The following is a 17,709-nucleotide window of genomic DNA, read 5'->3' on the forward strand; positions in this document are numbered from 1 at the left end:
CAAATGCAGGTATTTCTAAAAAAATTCTGAAGAAATACCTGCATACTTTCTAATTATAAATCTACTCTATGAACTTCAAACATGTCCTCTGACCGTCTGGTTACCTGCAGGACAAAATCGAATCGGTCCACATCTGTGCACAGCTGATAATCTTCTGCCGGAAATACCTCCTGGGTCTCCGGCCGGAAAAACTTTTCCCCGGATTCGGTGTGACGGAGTGTTTTCAGTTCTGCCTCCATATCAAGAGAGGTTCCTTCCACCAGACTCTTAATATAGCGGGCACATAAAACATCTTCCGGCGCGGAGGCCTTTCCTTCCAGTCCCATGGCAACCAGAGAGACCTGATCCGGCTGTACTTTCTGAATGTAACGCGCAATGGCCGCTGCGTTGACCAGACTTCCCGTGATAATCTCCTCTGCTCCGGCAGCATTGACGATTCCCTGGGTTCCGGCACTGGTGGTGTGGATCAGTGTCTTTCCCTCAAGATCGACGTCTGCGGTCTGGGACGGAGAATTTCCATATTGAAATCCCGGAAGAATCACACCGTGACGCTCTCCTATCAGAACCGCCTCCGGATGGTTCTCTTTCCATGCATAAGCGGTCTCTTTCGCCCCCACCGGACACAACTGTGCCGGATGTTTTGCCATCAGATAGCACTCCAGGGAAAATGCCCGGAAGACATCAATAATAACGGTCAGCCCTTTCGCCTGTCTGGCCCCTTCTATCATTTCCAAAATCTGAATATTCATCTTTTTCTGCCTCAATCTAATTGTCTGATCCATTCTGACAGAGCCTTTCTGCCAGCTCGTCCAGTTTTTTTCTCACATCCGGGCGCTCCGCAAGTCCTTTCTTATCTGAGCCGCCCATGGTTACGATACCTTCACAGACTGCTCCCAGATCATCCAGCATGTACTGGAACGTAGTGGATGCTCCCAGAAACTGCCGTTCGGATTCCGGTGCTCCGCCCACCAGCAGAATCGCCCCTTTCCGGTAAGGCTCTTTTCTCCCGCCCCGGATGATGGCTGCCCAGTATACCTGCAGCCGGTCCAATACTGCTTTCATGGATCCTGGAATATTATAAAAATATACCGGAGCTGCGAAGATAATCCGATCCGCTGCGTCGAGCTTCGCGTAGATCTCATTCATAGGATCATCAATGGCACATTTAGGATGGGTAAAGCAGTAGCGACAGTCCCTGCAGGGAGTAATGTCTTTCCGGTTATCCACCGACAGCCATTCCACTTCGCCGTCAAGCTGTCCTGCCAGATACTCTGCCATGGCAATCGTATGTCCTTTTTTTCTCGGTGTTCCAGTGATAATCAGTGTTTTCATCATTGTTCCTTTTCTTTTTTATAGAAGAATTCCCGGTAATATCCAGCTGCCGATAACTCCGTAGATCAGCAGATGAACTGGATAAAACCAATAGAAAAACCATTTGGGCTGCCGCCCCCGCTCCCCATTATAAAACCAGATGGGGATGAAAGCCAACGGTGCCGGAAGCTCCCAGTAAGTACAGATCGCTCCTGTGATACACTGCTGGAATCTGGATTCCCGCATAAGATAGAGCACGACAATCAAAGCCACTCCCATTGCTCCATAGTCACAGTGCACCAGTTCTCCCAGCGCACATCCGGCTGCGGCAATCACCAGACGCAGATACCAGACATCCTTCTGGGTTTTCAATGCCCAAATGGTCAGAAGTCCAAGCAGTAAAGTTATATACACATTCTGATACTGCCAGTCAAAGAATTTCCCGCGCACTGCCAGATCAAAAGGAATCTCGCTGATCAGTGCAAAAATTCCCAGCCGCATGGCATATTTTTTCACATCCCTGGTATGAAGAAATCCTTCCACCAAAAGGAAACAGAAAATCGGAAAGGCCGGCCGGCCAATATACCGTAAGATCCGGTCCACCCGCAGTAACTCGTTCCAGTGATCGGAAAACAGATTTCCCAGAGGTGACCTGCCCCAGACGTTCATCATATAGGTTTCCAGAACAGATGCCCCGAAATGGTCAATGACCATGGTGATAACCGCAAACCATTTGAGTACGCTGCCGCTGATCCCCCATTTAGTCTTCATGCTTCTTCACTACTTCGCCCTGTTTCTTATAAATAGAATGTGCCGGCACTACACCTCTTACGGAAGACAACGGATAAATATTGCTCTGTCTACCGATCACCGTACCCGGGTTCAGGACAGAACCGCATCCAACCTCTACATTGTCACCGATCATGGCACCAAATTTCTTGATACCGGTCTCAATATCTCCCTCCGGTGTATGTACTTTCACCAGATGTTTATCAGATTTTACATTGGACGTGATGGAACCCGCTCCCATATGTGCCTTGTATCCAAGAATGGAGTCACCCACATAGTTGTAATGAGGAACCTGTACTTTATTGAAAAGCACCACATTTTTCAGTTCGGTGGAATTGCCGACCACAGCCCCTTCGCCTACCAGTGCGTTACCGCGGATAAATGCACAGTGACGCACCTCTGCTTCTTTTCCGATGATGGCCGGTCCATGTATATAAGCGCTTGGAAATACATTGGCAGATTTTGCAATCCATACATCCTCGCCTACTTTGTCGTACTCCTCCGGATCGAGGGCTGCACCTAATTTTTTGATAAATTCACCGATTTTCGGAAGTGCCTCCCATGGATAGGTCAGACCGTCAAAAAGCTCTGCTGCGATCGTCTCGTTTAAGTCATACAGATCCTGAATGGTAATGTTGCTCATACTGTTATTCTCCTTTTTGCTTTGTTGGGGTTTTCTCTGTCTTTTTATAATATGCTGCTGCCGCCTCAAAATAAGGCCTCATGGCAAAATGCTGTCGGCTTCCCAGCACCTGCTCCGTTCTGCTGCGGACAAAATGTTCCAGTTTTCCCATATATTCATCTTGGGTAATCTGGCCTTCCGCCACATAGGTAAGTCCCTTTTCCCAGCTGGCGGTCAGCTCCGGATTCAAAAGGGACCGGATGGATACGCTGACCACGTCGAAAATATTTTCGCCCAGCAGAGTGGGGGTGATGATCTGTGTTTTTTTATTTAACGCAATATATTTATTGTTCACCAGCTTTTTCAAAATCTCTGCTCTGGTTGCGCTGGTGCCGATGCCGCTTCCCTTGATCTGTGCACGCAGATCCTCATCTTCAATAAGCTGTCCTGCATTTTCCATAGCCAGAATCATGGAACCGGAATTATAACGCTTGGGCGGAGAGGTCTCTCCCTCCTTGATCTTCGCATTCTTCACCGCAAGCTTCATGCCTTTTCGAAGCTTCATCAAAAGCTCCAGCGTGGAAGCATCTCCTCCGGTCTCCTCCTCTTCCCCTGCATCGTCCTTTTTCTTCTTGAACTCCAGGGCTTTCGGCGCGATTTTGAGATATCCTTCCTCCATGAGAATCCGGAAATTCGCAAAAAATTTCTCCGTTCCCATACAGGTCACCAGCGCTGCCTTCTGATACACCGCCGGCGGATAGAAAATGCTTAAAAATCTTCTTACAATCAGCTCATAGACCTGCTGTCCGGTCTGTGACACACTTCGAAGCGCTCCAAATCCCTGACCAGTAGGAATAATTGCATAGTGATCGGTAATCTGCTTATCATTGGTATAGCGGCTCTTTCCAATCCCCTGCCAGGATTTTTTTTCCAGAATCTCTGCCGCTGATTCTGCCAGCGGCTGATAATTCCGTAAGCCACCGATATTTTTATAAATCTCCTTTGCCACCGCCGTGGATAACACACGGGCGTCCGTTCGAGGATAAGTCACCAGCTTCTTCTCATAGAGCTCCTGGGTGATCTTCAGTGTCTCATCCGGACTGATCTTGAACCGCTTGGAGCACTCATTCTGAAGCTCTGCCAGATTAAATAAAAGCGGCGCATAACGGGTCTCTTTCTTCCGCTCGATGGAGACAATCTCCGCCTCCTGAGGTTCCATGGCTTTTAATTTGTGAATCAGGGCTTTCGCGTCCTCTTCTTTTTTGAAACCATTTTCCTTATAAAGAAGCGGCGACTGATAGTAAGCGCTTCCTTCCACAGCACGCCATTCTCCGTCAAAGGGTTTTCCACCCAGATCCTGTACCAGCAGTACCCGGTAAAACGGTGTCTTTACAAAGCTTCGGATCTCCCGTTCTCTTCGAACCACCATACCAAGAACACAGGTCATAACCCGACCCACGGAGATCACCGTGTATTTAGTGTTCTGAAAGCTGGAAATAGCTCTTCCGTACTGTAAAGTCAGCAGTCTGGAGAAGTTGATTCCCATCAGGTAATCTTCTTTGGCACGTAGGTATGCAGCTCCTGCCAGATTATCATACTCGGACAGGTCTTTTGCCTCCCGGATGCCGCGCAGGATCTCCTCTTCCGTCTGGGAATCGATCCAGACTCTCCGGCGTTCTTTGTCTTTCACGCCTGCCATCTGTTCTACCAGACGGTAAATGTATTCTCCTTCCCGCCCTGAGTCCGTACAGACGTAAATACATGTCACATCCGGCCGGTTCAGAAGTCCGCTCACGATCTGAAACTGCTTCTTTACACTGCCGATGACCTCATATTTCCATTCTGTGGGAAGAAACGGCAAGGTCTCCAGAGACCAGCGTTTGTATTTTTCATCGTAAACTTCCGGATAACTCATGGTTACCAGATGACCCACACACCAGGTCACGATGGCCTCGTCGGATTCGAGGTAGCCATCTTTTCGCGCCATATTCAGTTTCAGTGCTTTTGCGAATTCCTGCGCCACGCTGGGCTTCTCCGCAATATATAAAGATTTATTCATAGGTACTACACTTTCTCATTCTTTGCCATGTGCAATTGTAACATACTTATGCTATAATGTCCATGATATCGGGAACCTCCATCTGGTCCCCACACCATTGTTTTGAGGAGTACTTTCATGAAGGTTGTAGGTATCATCGCAGAATATAATCCTTTTCATAAGGGACATCAGTTTCATTTATCGCGTGCGCGGGAATTGTCCGGTGCGGACTATGTGATTGTCGTCATGAGCGGCAATTATGTGCAGCGGGGAACGCCTGCCATGTTCGATAAATATACAAGGGCAGAGGCAGCTCTGCGAAGCGGTGCTGATCTGGTGCTGGAACTTCCTGTACCTGTCGCCACGGGAAGCGCCGAATACTTTGCATCCGGTGCTGTGAAGATGCTGGCAGATACGGGAATCGTGACAGATCTCTGCTTCGGCAGTGAATGTGGTTCTCTTATGGATCTTCAGAAGCTGGCAGACATTCTGGCAGAGGAGCCGGAAGAATATCAGATTCTCCTTCGAAAGTATTTAAAGGAGGGAATGAGTTTCCCGGCTGCCCGGGCGCATGCCGTGAAAGACTATGCACCGGATCTTGCCTCTGATCTTCTCGATGCGCCCAACAACCTGCTGGGGTTGGAATATTTGAAAGCGCTGAAACGGCTTCACAGCACGATCCTTCCTCATACCATTCAGCGGGAGGGAAATGCTTACCACGACACTACCGTTACAGACGGAAGATCTGCCTCTGCCAGCGGTATCCGGGACTCTCTAATGAAGAGTCAGGGTGTCTTCACTGACCGTATATTGCAGCAGCTTCCATTTCCGGAACTCTACAAGGACTACGAAGGACTGTCACCTGTCTCGGAGAATTCCTTTTCCCTGCCCCTTTTACAGAAACTGCGGGCATTACAGGATCAGCCACTGGAACAGTACTTTGGTGTCAGTGCAGAGCTCTCCAATCGGATCTGGAACCGTCTGGATGAATTTTCATCCTTTTCCGGTTTTACGGATCTTCTGAAAACCCGGGAACTGACCCGCACTTCCGTAAGTCGTGCACTGCTCCATGTTCTGCTGGATGTCCGCGAATATAAGCCTGCAAGTGTATTCCGCGTACTCGGATTTCGAAAATCATCCGCCATACTGCTGAAAGAACTGAGTGCTCATGGGAATCTGCCCGTGATCACTTCCCTTTCCCAGGCTGGAATTCCACCGAAAGAGCTCTATGCAGATCATCTTTATGAATCCGTCCGTTCCCTGCTGCACGGACGGCCCTTTCAGAATGAATACCGAAGAAAAATGCTGGTCATCTGACCACAGGAGGTTCTGCTTTTGAAAAATTATATCTGGAAACTGTTCACCAATTTTGTGGAACGAATTTCGCGCACCCATACCTTTCATGCTCATTTCAGTCTGCTCTTTACCATTTGGGCCATGGCGCTGGCTACCGGGATTTCTTCCATCTACCACCATGTCAATCCTACCGGTTCTGCCAATGTGGCGCTGATTTACATCCTGACGATTATTATGATTTCCTACCACACGGACAAATACCGATATGGTATTATCTCTGGTATTGTCAGTGTTTTTTTCATAAATTACCTGTTTACTTATCCGTTTGGCCAGTTCAGCTTTGCTGTGTCCGGATATCCCTTCACCTTTATGGTCATGTACTTCATTTCTATTTTGACCAGTGCCACCACCTTCCGCATGAAAGATCAGGCACGAAAAATTAATGAAGCAGAAAAGTTTCTGGCTGAAGCAGAAAAAGAAAAGCTTCGCGCCAACCTGCTGAGGGCGGTTTCCCATGATCTTAGAACCCCTCTCACCAGTATGATCGGAGCCAGCTCTTCTTATCTGGAAAACGAGGCCGCTCTTCCACCGAAAGAAAAACGGGAACTGGTCTCTGAAATCTATGAAGATGCCAACTGGCTGCTTCATATGGTGGAGAATCTTCTGTCCGTCACCCGGATTACCGACGGCGGAGCAAGTGTTCTGAAAAAAACACCAGAGGCTGCAGAAGAAGTGCTCTTTGATGCAGTGTCCACTTCTCGAAAACGATACCCGGACCTGCAGATTAAGACCGTCATTCCCGATGAATTCGTAACTGCTCCCATGGATCCGCTGCTCATAAAGCAGGTGCTCCTGAATCTCATTGAAAATGCATATTTTCATGCCCGCAGCACAAAACCGTTGGAATGTACCTTAAGCAGTACCGAAGATGCCATCAAATTCTGCATCCGTGACTATGGAACCGGAATTGCCCCGGACCGTCTGTCAGGTATCTTTGACGCGGTTCCGTCTGCTCCCAGCTCTGCTGCATCCACTGTGGATACCCGCAAAGGCATGGGCATTGGGCTTTCTATTTGCAAAGCCATCGTCAATGCCCATAACGGTGAGATTACCGCACGCAATCTCACCGAAGGAGCTGAATTCTGTTTTACTATTCCGAAGGAGGAAATCCATCATGAAACCTACGATCCGAATCCTCGTCATTGAAGATGAGCGAAATATTCTGAGCTTTATTACTTCTGTCCTGGAATCTCAAAACTACCAGGTAATTTCTGCTTCAAACGCTACGGAAGGACTTTCCCAAGCCGCTTCTTCCACGCCTGATCTGATCCTTTTAGATCTGGGACTTCCGGATCTGGATGGAACAGAAGTGATTCAGAAAATAAGAACCTGGTCCGCAGTTCCCATTCTCGTGATCTCTGCCCGTACTCAGGAGCAGGACAAGGTACTTGCACTGGATCTGGGCGCTGATGACTACATCACAAAACCCTTTGGCAATTCCGAGCTTCTGGCAAGAATTCGGACAGCCCTCCGCCATACCATGCAGCACCAGACAGGCAGCGATCCGCTCCTCCATCCCTATCACCATGGCGGACTGACCATTGATTTTGAAAAACGACTGGTCACCAGAGACGAAACGGACATCCATCTGACTCAGAACGAATACAAAATCGTGGCGCTTCTGGCTCAGAACAGTGGCCGCGTGCTCACTTATGATAAACTGATTGAATATGTATGGGGACCTTATTCCGAAAATGACAACACCAGTCTCCGGGTACATATGGCAAATATCCGAAGAAAACTGGAGCCAAACCCTGCAGAGCCAATTTATCTTTTTACTGAAATCGGAGTTGGCTACCGCATGGCAGAAGAAGACACATAAGATGTGCTGATAATAATGACCCCTCCGGGAGGCAGGATGTTCAGGAACCTGCGCCCGGAGGGGTCATTGTCTGTTGCTGGACTGATGTGCCATTCATATGCGATGAATATGGAGGATAACGCATATACACCAGTCATATATTCGTGCATTCTGCATGAGATTTCACATAAATAAAAAACTGCCGCTATAACCCACAAGCCGACATTTCGCAAAATGAAGTGCGCCATTCACTCCATCTGTTGGATGTTAAGCCTTGCTCGGAAGCTCATCTCATATACCAAGCAGGTTTCCTGACTTACGGATACCAACGTCTGTCCTCCCCTTCTCACATGTATGATTGGGTTATGCAATGGGATTTTGAAAACAGACTCTCCGAATACAGTGACCGGATCGCTCAGGACTCACACCTGATTCCCTTTTCGTACCTGTTGTATGGTAGGTACGCACTTGATACAGCACTCTCTGCACATTTTTGATTATAGACGACAGCAGCCGAACTGTCAAGAGTTTTGGGATAATTTTCCCAATTTTCTTTTCCAGTCCGGCTGTTTCATTGGCAATTATTACCTTTTAGTTCTTAAAACTGTGAATCGGAGCCGGTATTCTTCCGGTTCTTCCTACAAATGCGTCGCAGGAGAAATTATTTACCGGCATGATCGGTGCATAGCCAAGCAATCCACCAAACTCTACCATCTCACCTACACCTTTTCCGATAACCGGAATCAGACGAACTGCCGTTGTCTTCTGGTTAACCATACCGATTGCCATCTCGTCAGCAATAATACCAGAAATGGTAGTTGCTTTTGTGTCACCCGGAATAGCAATCATATCAAGACCTACGGAGCAGACACAGGTCATAGCTTCCAATTTTTCCAACGTAAGTGCTCCCGCCTGTACGGCATCAATCATTCCCTGATCTTCACTGACCGGAATAAATGCACCGCTTAAGCCGCCTACATAAGAAGATGCCATAACGCCGCCCTTCTTTACCTGGTCATTTAAAAGTGCCAGGGCTGCAGTAGTACCCGGTGCTCCTGCATGCTCCAGCCCAATCTCCTCCAGAATCTCAGCGACGCTGTCTCCAATGGCCGGAGTCGGTGCCAGAGAAAGGTCGATGATACCGAATGGAATTCCCATTCTTCTGGATGCTTCCTGAGCTACCAGCTGACCAACACGGGTAATCTTAAATGCGGTTTTCTTAATCGTCTCACAAAGTACCTCAAAATTTTCTCCACGAACCTGGGAAAGGGCCTTCTTTACAACACCAGGGCCACTGACGCCCACATTGATGACAGCATCTCCCTCAGTTACTCCATGGAAAGCACCTGCCATGAACGGGTTATCATCTGGTGCATTGCAGAAAATAACCAGCTTGGCACAGCCAAGAGAATCATTTTCCTTCGTCATTTCTGCAGTTTCTTTTACAATTTCACCCATCAGACGGACTGCATCCATATCAATACCTGTCTTGGTGGAACCCACATTGACAGAACTGCAGACACGTTCCGTCTCTGCCAGCGCCTTCGGGATGGCACGCATGAGAAGCTCGTCACTCTTCGTCATTCCCTTGGAAACCAGTGCAGAAAACCCGCCCAGGAAGTTAACGCCTACCGTATGGGCTGCCTTATCCAGCACCTTTGCAATCTCCACATAATCATCCGGTGTCTTGCAGGCCGGTCCACCGACCAGAGCAATCGGAGTTACGGAAATACGTTTATTAACAATGGGAATTCCGTACTGCGCCTCGATGGATTTTCCAGTGGATACCAGATCTTTGGCCATCGTGGTGATCTTCTCATAAATATTTTTCTTCAAAATCTCAAGGTCAGAATCAATGCAGTCCAGAAGGCTAATGCCCAGCGTAATGGTACGTACATCCAGATTCTCTTCCTCGATCATTTTATTGGTCTCAAGAACTTCTGTAATATTGATCATAGTCTTCTTATCTCTCCTTAGATACGATGCATCATGTTAAAGATATCTTCATGCTGACAGCGGATCACTACGCCGATCTCCTGTCCCAGTGCACCGAGATCACTGGAAAGCTCTGTCACATCTCCTGCCTGTGCAGCGTCCACGATCATCATCATATTGAAATAACCGTCAACGATGGTCTGGGAAATGTCCAGAATGTTTACCTGATGTTCTGCGAGATACGTGCAGACTTTTGCAATAATGCCTACTGTATCGTGTCCTACTACTGTGATAATAAATTTGTTTTTCATAGGTTCTCCTCCATATTGGTTAGAAATTACATACTCCGGAGCATTGTTCCCTGTCTGCTACCTGAATATCAAAATCTCCGGATTTATAATCCACCGGATCCAGCTCAATTTCCAGACGTACCGTCTCATAAGCCAGTTCCGCGTAGTTATTTTCTTTGCTCAGATGTCCGAGGTAAATCTTCTTAATATTATCATGCAGAATTCTGCAAAGAAGCTGTCCGGCACTCTCGTTGGACAGATGTCCCCTCTCTCCTAAAATCCTCTGTTTTAAAGGATAAGGATAAGGTCCTACCTGAAGCATCTGAATATCGTGGTTCGCCTCCAGAAGAACTGTATCCAGCCCCTTAAGATGTTCCACAATATAATCGTTATAGACCCCCATGTCCGTGGCTACCGCCGTACTCTTCTCTCCGCACTCAAACCGATAAGCCACCGGTTCCGCCGCATCATGAGAAATAGCGAATGGTTCCACCTTCATATCCCCTATGAAAAAATCTTCATCAGCATGCACCACATGGTACAGTCCTTCGTCTATGGTTCCAAGACTGCTCATAGACTTCATTTGACGGATCGTGCCTTCCGTTGCATAGATCGGCACACCATATCTTCTGGCCAGAACACCCACTCCCTTAATATGATCTGAATGCTCATGGGTAATCAAAAGCCCCTGAATGTCGCTTCCTTCCAGCTCCAGTTCCTTTAAACCCGCTTCGACCCGTTTCGCGCTGATGCCCGCATCCACCAGCAGATGGGTATTGTCACTTCCTGTATAAATACAGTTTCCGCTGCTTCCGCTGGCAATACTGCATAATCTCATCTATTCCTTCATCCTTCTGTCTATCTGTCGAAATGTCTCTTCCTCACTGCCGTTATTATCAATCATAAACAGACAGCGCTTCTGAAATTCTTCATGTGTTTTCTGGCTTCGGAAGATCTGATCTATCCTCTCGTCGCTGTAACCGCGGCTTTCCTTCAGTCTTTGACGCCGAATTTTTTCATCTGTATAAATATACCATGTTTCATCACAGAATGCATCATAATTTTCTTCCAGAAATAAAGCAGCTTCTACCACAACATATGACAAATGCAATAATTCCGCTTCTTCCAGCCGTCGCAGAATTTCCTGCCGCACTGCCGGATGGATGATCCGGTTCAGAATCATGCGTTTCTTCTCATCCGCAAATACGATGGCTCCCAATGCTTTCCTGTCAATGGTTTTGTCTTCACTTACTATTTCCTGACCAAACACCTTTACTACCTGCTCATAAGCTTCATGACCTGGTTCCATCACTTCATGACCTACCAGATCCGCCAAGATAAGCTTCGCTCCGTAACGTTTTTCCAGATAGTTCAGCACCGTACTCTTTCCGGCTCCCACACCGCCGGTCACTCCGATAATTTTCATCTGTTATTTCGCCTCGTACCAGTTTTTTCCTCTGTGGAGATCGATTTCCAGCGGAACCCGCAAAGACGCTGCCTGCTGCATCTCCTCCCGCAAAATTTCTTCTACCCGGTCTGCTTCAGAAAGCTTTGCCTCCACCAGTAATTCATCGTGCACCTGCAGGATCAGCCTTGATTTCATTTTTTCTTCCCGTAACCGGTCATGTACCCGGTTCATGGCAATCTTGATAATGTCCGCTGCTGTTCCCTGAATGGGGGAATTCATGGCCACGCGCTCTCCAAAGGATCGCTGCATAAAGTTAGAAGATTTCAATTCCGGAACCGGTCTTCTCCTGCCGTACATGGTGGTCACATAGCCTTCCTCTTTGGCATGCTCTACCAGTCCATCCAGATAAGATTTGATTCCCGGATAGGTTTCAAAATATCGTTCAATATATTCTTTGGCTTCTTTGGTGGAAATGCTCAGATCCTGAGACAACCCAAAAGAACTGATTCCATATACAATACCAAAATTAACTGCTTTCGCATTTCTACGCTGCTGCGGTGTCACCTCATCAATGGGTACGTGAAATACCTGAGAAGCAGTCAAACGATGAATATCCTCTGCCTGCTGATAAGCCTCAATCAGTTTCTCATCCCCGGACATATGAGCCAGCACACGAAGTTCAATCTGGGAATAATCCGCATCCAGGAAAATACAATCCTCCGCCGGAATAAAGACCTTTCGGATCAGCCGTCCAAGCTCCATACGTACCGGAATATTCTGAAGGTTCGGCTCCGTACTGCTGATCCTTCCGGTGGCTGTAATGGTCTGGTTAAATTTACTGTGAATTCTTCCATCCTTCGCAATACAGCCAGCCAGCCCGTCCGCATAAGTGGATTTTAATTTGGTCATCTGACGGTATTCCAGAATATCCCTCACTATAGGCTGATCGCCTGCCAGCTTTTCTAATATGTCCGCTGATGTGGAATAACCGGTCTTGGTCTTCTTACCACCCTTCATCCCCATCTTTTCAAACAAAATCACACCCAGCTGCTTGGGAGAATTTATATTAAATACCTCACCGGCTGCCTCATGAATCTTTTTCTCCAGCTCCTCAATCCGGCCAACCAGCGCTTCCCCATATTCCCGGAGTTCTTCACCATTCACCCGGATACCCGCCTGCTCCATGTCATACAGGGTAAATACCAACGGCATCTCGATCTCATCGAACAGCTTTCTCATCCCCATATCGTCCAGTTTTTTCAGAAGCTCCGGCATCTTTTTAAAAGTAGTGAGTGCCGCATACGGTTTTTTCAGATCTTCATGCTCATAGCTGCTCATGAGCGGATTGATAAGATAAGCCGCAATCTCAATATCAAATAAATGTTCCCGGCAAACCGGATGGACAAAAGCTAATAATTTTTTCACATCTGAAGCCCCGCAAAGCGGTACTTCCTCGATGATTTCTCTCAGCTTGTCCAGAAGATATTGTTCCGTCAGAAATCCTTCCTCGGAAACGCAGAACACTTCCTGCTCTGAATCTGTCAGAGATACATGCAGTCCCTCTTCATAATACAGTTCAAAGGCAATCTGCTTCTGATTTTTCAGTCGTGAAAACAGATTTTCTGCCTCGGCAAAATCGGTAACCATCGTCACTTCCGGTTCTGCCGGCTTGCCTGCTTCTGCCTCCTCAAAACGTCCCAGGAGCTTCTTAAAATTCAGTTTTCTGCACCATTCATAGGCCTCCGTCGTATAGAGGTTTGTAAGCCTTGCATCCTCAAAAGAAAGAGTAAGAGGTGCTTCCAAGCAGATGGTAGCCAGTTCTTTACTCATCTCGGCCATATCGTAATGGTTTTTCAGCGCTTCCTTTGCACGGTTTGGCTTAATCTCCTCTACATGGGCATACGCATTTTCAATCGTGCCGTAAGCAGCGATCAGATTGGTTGCCGTCTTCTCTCCAATACCCGGTACCCCCGGAATATTATCAGAAGCATCTCCCATAAGTGCTTTTAACTCGATAATCTGGGACGGTGTTACCTGATAGGCATCCTTTACATCCTGGGCATGATAATTTTCAATTTCCGTGACACCTCTCTTTGTTTTCGGCATCCGGATCATAATTTTCTCTGTGGCCAGCTGCAGAAGATCCCTGTCTCCGGATACAATGACTGCATCCACGCCTGCCTCTTCGCTCTTTTTTGCTGCTGTTCCCAAAAGATCGTCCGCCTCATAACCCTCCATCATAAGCAGTGGGATACCCATAGCTGTAAGCAGTTCTTTTAATACCGGCACCTGCTCACGCAGTTCCTCCGGCATAGGTTTTCTCGTTCCCTTATAAGCGTCGTACATTTTATGCCGAAACGTCGGTGCCTTCAGGTCAAACGCCACCGCCAGATATTCCGGCTTTTCCTCGTCCAGAATCCGGAACATAATATTCAGAAATCCGTAGATTCCATTGGTATGAAGTCCCTCCGCATTGGTCAGGTCCGGGACACCATAAAAGGCACGGTTGATAATACTGTGCCCATCAATCAAAACTATTTTTTCACTCATTAAAAGAGCCACCTCACGATCATATATATAAGTGCCATAATGGCTGCGGCACGCAAAAACAGGACATACGTATACAGAAACCTCTCATCCTGTACGTCCGCCTCGGAAGTCTCAAGGGAATCCTCCACCAGTGTCCGGTAATTTACCGTCTCTTCCGCTCCGTCCAGCTGCCGGATACCTGCAAATACCGTCGCATATACTTCCAGTTCTTCATAGCACTCCGGGCAATGCCGGATATGTTTTACAAATTCGCCTTCTTCTTTTTCATCCAATTCGCCGTTAATATACGGCACTAAAAGCCTCTGCGCCTGCTTACAGTTCATTCTTACCGCTCCTGCCATACATATATATAGGTACATACACATTTATTATATCCAATCAAATATGGGAATGCAAGCCGCCTGTTCTGCTTTTCATGATTACTTCCGATTTGACAAAACAAAAAAGACCTTGAAAAATCAAGATCTTTTTAGTGGACCAGAGGGGAGTCGAACCCCTGTCCGAAAGCCCATCCATCGCGGTATCTCCCATCACAGCCGCTTATTTGACATTCCCTCCGCTGTACACCAACCGGCAGGTTTACAGCTTCAGTAGCTTCATGATACGCCCACACGTGCAAAGCTTAACGTGTGTCGTTTCCCACATAGTCGATGCCTGGGTCACAAAGTGTGGGTGCTCTGAGTCAGACAGCTGCCATTAGGCAGCGATTGCTAAATTATCTTCAGCGTTTATATTTATTTTTGCACCTTACGCGGTACCTTCGGATGGCTGCCCCAACTTCAAAACCCCCGTCGAAACCTTTACTAGCCCTGATACTGCCTGTAAAGTCGCGTGGCTGAAATTTAGCGTATTTATATCTTAGCCGTCATAAATAAATTTGTCAAGAAAAATACCATTAAAAATAACAATACAGAATGCGAAATTGTTCCAAAGAAGGTGCTCAGGAACATATCCGACGATGGAAGCTCCGGAGCTTCTCAGTCAGATCAAAGCAGAGCATCAGAACTATCGATCCGATCGTTCTGAAACCGTGACAGATGCTCATAGGGCAGAATAAGACGTCCTCTGTAGAGTCCACAGCCATCATTGATCAGGCTGTTGTCCACGGCAGAGAACATATTGACATCCAGTCTGGAAAGATCCAGATGCTGCAGGCGGATACCACGCTCATACGCTTCATCGAACCAGATACATTCCCCTTCCGGGATCTGGTGGCGTCTGCCCCTTTCTTTCTCCTGCCGTTTTTCATAATTCTGGTGATTGGCACTTCCAATCTCTGCCGTATCATCCATATCTTTGGTCCGAATCTGTACTTCCATATGACAGTTGGCACAGTTATCAAAAAATGTAATGTGCAAAGACTGATAGCTGGAAGTATTTTCGTTAGAAATATAATCCCGGAAACAGTCTTTTACTTCTTCCTTCATAAGCGGTGATGTACTTCTCTTGATACCGCCTGTGGGAATCACGGTAAATCCGCGTTTCTCCAGAAATCCTGGCAACACATTCGCAATTTCATAAATGCATTTTAATTCCTGCGCTTCCCTCTCTTCTTCACTTTCCAGATGGCATCTGGGCATGGAAATAACGATCCGGTATGCAATGAGATCCCGGAAACGCTGCAGACGCTTCTTCACCTCTTCCACCGGCGGATAGGTGCCATGCTCTATATAATATTTGTAAATATCTTTCACAATATAGCCGTTGAACTTTGCCTCCGCACGAATCAGGGATTTGATCCGTCCTTTAAATGTAAATGCCAAATATGGATATTCTTTTGCCATATACATATAAAATTCCCTGATTTTCTGGGACTGCGCCGTCAGGAATTCATTGTGTTCCAACAGATCAATCATCTGGTGCAGAAACTCATGGTGAATCAAATCAATCTCATTTCCCGTTCTATCTGCTTCCTTCTTCAAGTCATCTGCATAATTGTGTAAGATTCGAAGTACTGTATCTCCTGAATACAGGTAATCATTTAATGCTATCATCTGTCTGTTAGAATCCTTCCCGCTCTTTCCGTAAGCTGTAATGACGTTCTCCGTCTTTTTATTTATACTTCATTTTTATCATCCAGTTCAAACCAGAACTCCACACCATTATCATAATTGTTGACTCCATAGCGCTGATGCATGGATTCCATAATAGCTTTTACAATGGAGAGGCCCACACCGCTGCCGCCATATTCCCTGGTTCTTGCCTTATCTACTTTATAGAACTTATCCCAGATGCGTCCCAGATCTTCCTTCGGAATCGGTTTACCAGTGTTGAAGACCCCAACACGCACATGATCAGGTTCTTTCTGAATGGTGATCTTAATAATCTTTTCCCCTTCCACATGGTTCAGGGCATTGCTGATATAATTGGTCAGCACCTGTTCCATTTTAAATTCATTGGCCCAGGCATAGACCGGCTCCCTTTGATCAAATACCAGATGAACTTCCTTCTGTTCGAACAGAATCTTCATGGACTGCAGCATATTATGAAGCATGGATGTCAGATCAAAACGTTCCATGGTCACCACTTCATTTCCAAATTCCAGTTCATTGAGTGTCAGCAGATTTTTCACCAGTTTGTTCATTTTTGACGCTTCATCCATAATGACTTCACAGTAAAAATCCCGGCTCTCCGCATCATCGTTAATACATTCCTTCAGTCCTTCTGCGTACCCCTGCACCAGTGCAATGGGTGTCTTCAGTTCATGGGATACATTGGACAGGAATTCTTTCCTCATCTGATCCCTTTTTTCCTTCTGCTCAATATCCCGCTGCAGTTCGTTATTGGCTGTCTTCAGCTCTGAGATGGTCTTTTCCAGTTTTTCCGACAGCTGATTCATATGATTACCCAGAAATACGATTTCTTCATCTTTACCACCGGAAAATTTTACATTAAAATCCAGATCCGACATTCGTTCGGACAATTTTGCCAGTTCCAGAATTGGCTCGGAAATTCTTTTGGACAGGATCTGAATGGCAACCGCTCCAATCAGCAGCACAAAAATTCCCACCTCCAGCAGAAACTTGTTAGCCAGCATGACGCTTTCCCGCAAAGGCTCCACCGCTGTCCGGATTAAAAACAGCTCTCCTTTATCCAGGGTGCCTGTGATCTTCAGATATCCTCTTCTGGCTTCTCCGCCACTTAAACTCATAGTATAATTGTCCGTCTGTTCCCAGATTGTTTTCTTATCTGGCTCTGCTCCCAGTACATACTCATATAATTCTCTCTGCAGTTCTGCGGAATCACGCACCGTTGTCAACTTGGCATGTCCGTCACTTCCCATGACAAACAGACTGACATTATCCACCTCACAGATAGTATTCAGCTTTGTTATAAACGCATCTCCACTCATAGCATCCGCCGCAGAGGCCTCATTTAAATACTGATACGTTTCCTTTAACGCTTCCATCTTATTCTTAATATAATATCGTTCCAGGAAAAACATATTCGCCAGCATACAGGCTGCCAGTGCCACGATCAGTACCAGTGAAAAGATCACTGTCATCCGGACTCTGATGGAATGAATATGCCCTGGTTTTTTCTTGTTTTCCGACATGATTATCCTCTCCTGTTCTCTTATCGGATCAGCAAAAAGGCGGAGCACTTCAG

At 46.8% G+C, this 17,709-nt stretch carries 16 protein-coding genes, 1 other RNA gene and 1 riboswitch; of the genes, 3 read left to right on the forward strand and 14 right to left on the reverse strand.

The window, feature by feature from the left end:
* Positions 1 to 53 precede the first annotated feature (53 nt).
* The 5 genes from LKD36_RS05000 to LKD36_RS05020 are packed head-to-tail and all read right to left on the reverse strand — an operon-like array spanning position 54 to position 4,781.
* Positions 54 to 749, reverse strand: a complete 696-nt coding sequence (locus LKD36_RS05000; protein WP_118769280.1) for a 2-phosphosulfolactate phosphatase — start codon at positions 747 to 749, stop codon at positions 54 to 56.
* Positions 750 to 765: 16 nt separating this feature from the next.
* Positions 766 to 1,335, reverse strand: coding sequence for a flavodoxin family protein (locus LKD36_RS05005; RefSeq protein ID WP_118769279.1), 570 nt, complete (start codon positions 1,333 to 1,335; stop codon positions 766 to 768).
* A gap of 15 nt (positions 1,336 to 1,350) precedes the next feature.
* Positions 1,351 to 2,082, reverse strand: a complete 732-nt coding sequence (locus tag LKD36_RS05010; RefSeq protein ID WP_308458940.1) for a TraX family protein — start codon at positions 2,080 to 2,082, stop codon at positions 1,351 to 1,353.
* The gene (locus LKD36_RS05015; protein ID WP_118769277.1) at positions 2,072 to 2,743 is read right to left on the reverse strand and encodes an acyltransferase; all 672 of its coding nucleotides are present in this window, start codon (positions 2,741 to 2,743) and stop codon (positions 2,072 to 2,074) included. Before LKD36_RS05015 ends, LKD36_RS05010 begins: the two co-directional genes overlap by 11 nt.
* A 4-nt stretch (positions 2,744 to 2,747) precedes the next feature.
* The gene (locus tag LKD36_RS05020; protein WP_308458941.1) at positions 2,748 to 4,781 is read right to left on the reverse strand and encodes a DNA topoisomerase; all 2,034 of its coding nucleotides are present in this window, start codon (positions 4,779 to 4,781) and stop codon (positions 2,748 to 2,750) included.
* A gap of 117 nt (positions 4,782 to 4,898) precedes the next feature.
* On the opposite strand from LKD36_RS05020, the gene LKD36_RS05025 reads away from it, so the two are divergent.
* The 3 genes from LKD36_RS05025 to LKD36_RS05035 are packed head-to-tail and all read left to right on the forward strand — an operon-like array spanning position 4,899 to position 7,938.
* Positions 4,899 to 6,077 (forward strand): tRNA(Met) cytidine acetate ligase, encoded by a 1,179-nt coding sequence (locus LKD36_RS05025; RefSeq protein ID WP_308458942.1) that lies wholly within the window; start codon positions 4,899 to 4,901, stop codon positions 6,075 to 6,077.
* A gap of 18 nt (positions 6,078 to 6,095) precedes the next feature.
* Positions 6,096 to 7,262 (forward strand): sensor histidine kinase, encoded by a 1,167-nt coding sequence (locus tag LKD36_RS05030; protein ID WP_308458943.1) that lies wholly within the window; start codon positions 6,096 to 6,098, stop codon positions 7,260 to 7,262.
* The gene (locus tag LKD36_RS05035; RefSeq protein WP_118769274.1) at positions 7,231 to 7,938 is read left to right on the forward strand and encodes a response regulator; all 708 of its coding nucleotides are present in this window, start codon (positions 7,231 to 7,233) and stop codon (positions 7,936 to 7,938) included. The genes LKD36_RS05030 and LKD36_RS05035 overlap by 32 nt, the downstream gene beginning before the upstream one ends.
* A 263-nt stretch (positions 7,939 to 8,201) precedes the next feature.
* Positions 8,202 to 8,404: riboswitch (cobalamin riboswitch) on the reverse strand.
* A gap of 104 nt (positions 8,405 to 8,508) precedes the next feature.
* Here the strand turns inward: LKD36_RS05035 and LKD36_RS05040 are convergent.
* From LKD36_RS05040 to LKD36_RS05080, 9 genes are all read right to left on the reverse strand, one after another.
* Positions 8,509 to 9,873 (reverse strand): PFL family protein, encoded by a 1,365-nt coding sequence (locus tag LKD36_RS05040; protein WP_308458944.1) that lies wholly within the window; start codon positions 9,871 to 9,873, stop codon positions 8,509 to 8,511.
* A gap of 17 nt (positions 9,874 to 9,890) precedes the next feature.
* On the reverse strand, positions 9,891 to 10,163 hold the full coding sequence (locus tag LKD36_RS05045) for an ACT domain-containing protein (RefSeq protein ID WP_118769272.1): 273 nt from the start codon (positions 10,161 to 10,163) through the stop codon (positions 9,891 to 9,893).
* A 19-nt stretch (positions 10,164 to 10,182) separates the two neighbouring features.
* The gene (locus LKD36_RS05050; protein ID WP_118769271.1) at positions 10,183 to 10,980 is read right to left on the reverse strand and encodes an MBL fold metallo-hydrolase; all 798 of its coding nucleotides are present in this window, start codon (positions 10,978 to 10,980) and stop codon (positions 10,183 to 10,185) included.
* A complete protein-coding gene (coaE, locus tag LKD36_RS05055) occupies positions 10,981 to 11,568 on the reverse strand; it encodes a dephospho-CoA kinase (RefSeq protein WP_118769270.1) in 588 nt (195 codons plus the stop codon).
* Between the two features lie 3 nt (positions 11,569 to 11,571).
* Positions 11,572 to 14,100, reverse strand: coding sequence for a DNA polymerase I (gene polA / locus LKD36_RS05060; RefSeq protein WP_308458945.1), 2,529 nt, complete (start codon positions 14,098 to 14,100; stop codon positions 11,572 to 11,574).
* On the reverse strand, positions 14,100 to 14,423 hold the full coding sequence (locus LKD36_RS05065) for an anti-sigma factor family protein (RefSeq protein ID WP_118769268.1): 324 nt from the start codon (positions 14,421 to 14,423) through the stop codon (positions 14,100 to 14,102). Before LKD36_RS05065 ends, polA begins: the two co-directional genes overlap by 1 nt.
* A gap of 147 nt (positions 14,424 to 14,570) precedes the next feature.
* Positions 14,571 to 14,910, reverse strand: a transfer-messenger RNA (tmRNA) gene (gene ssrA, locus LKD36_RS05070).
* Between the two features lie 176 nt (positions 14,911 to 15,086).
* A complete protein-coding gene (locus tag LKD36_RS05075) occupies positions 15,087 to 16,094 on the reverse strand; it encodes a guanosine polyphosphate pyrophosphohydrolase (RefSeq protein ID WP_308458946.1) in 1,008 nt (335 codons plus the stop codon).
* A 62-nt stretch (positions 16,095 to 16,156) separates the two neighbouring features.
* Complete coding sequence (locus LKD36_RS05080; protein WP_118769266.1) at positions 16,157 to 17,656, reverse strand: HAMP domain-containing sensor histidine kinase; 1,500 nt, start codon at positions 17,654 to 17,656, stop codon at positions 16,157 to 16,159.
* Positions 17,657 to 17,709 lie beyond the last annotated feature (53 nt).

The organism is Hominiventricola filiformis (assembly GCF_020686965.1).
Taxonomy (GTDB): Bacteria; Bacillota; Clostridia; order Lachnospirales; family Lachnospiraceae; genus Hominiventricola; species Hominiventricola filiformis.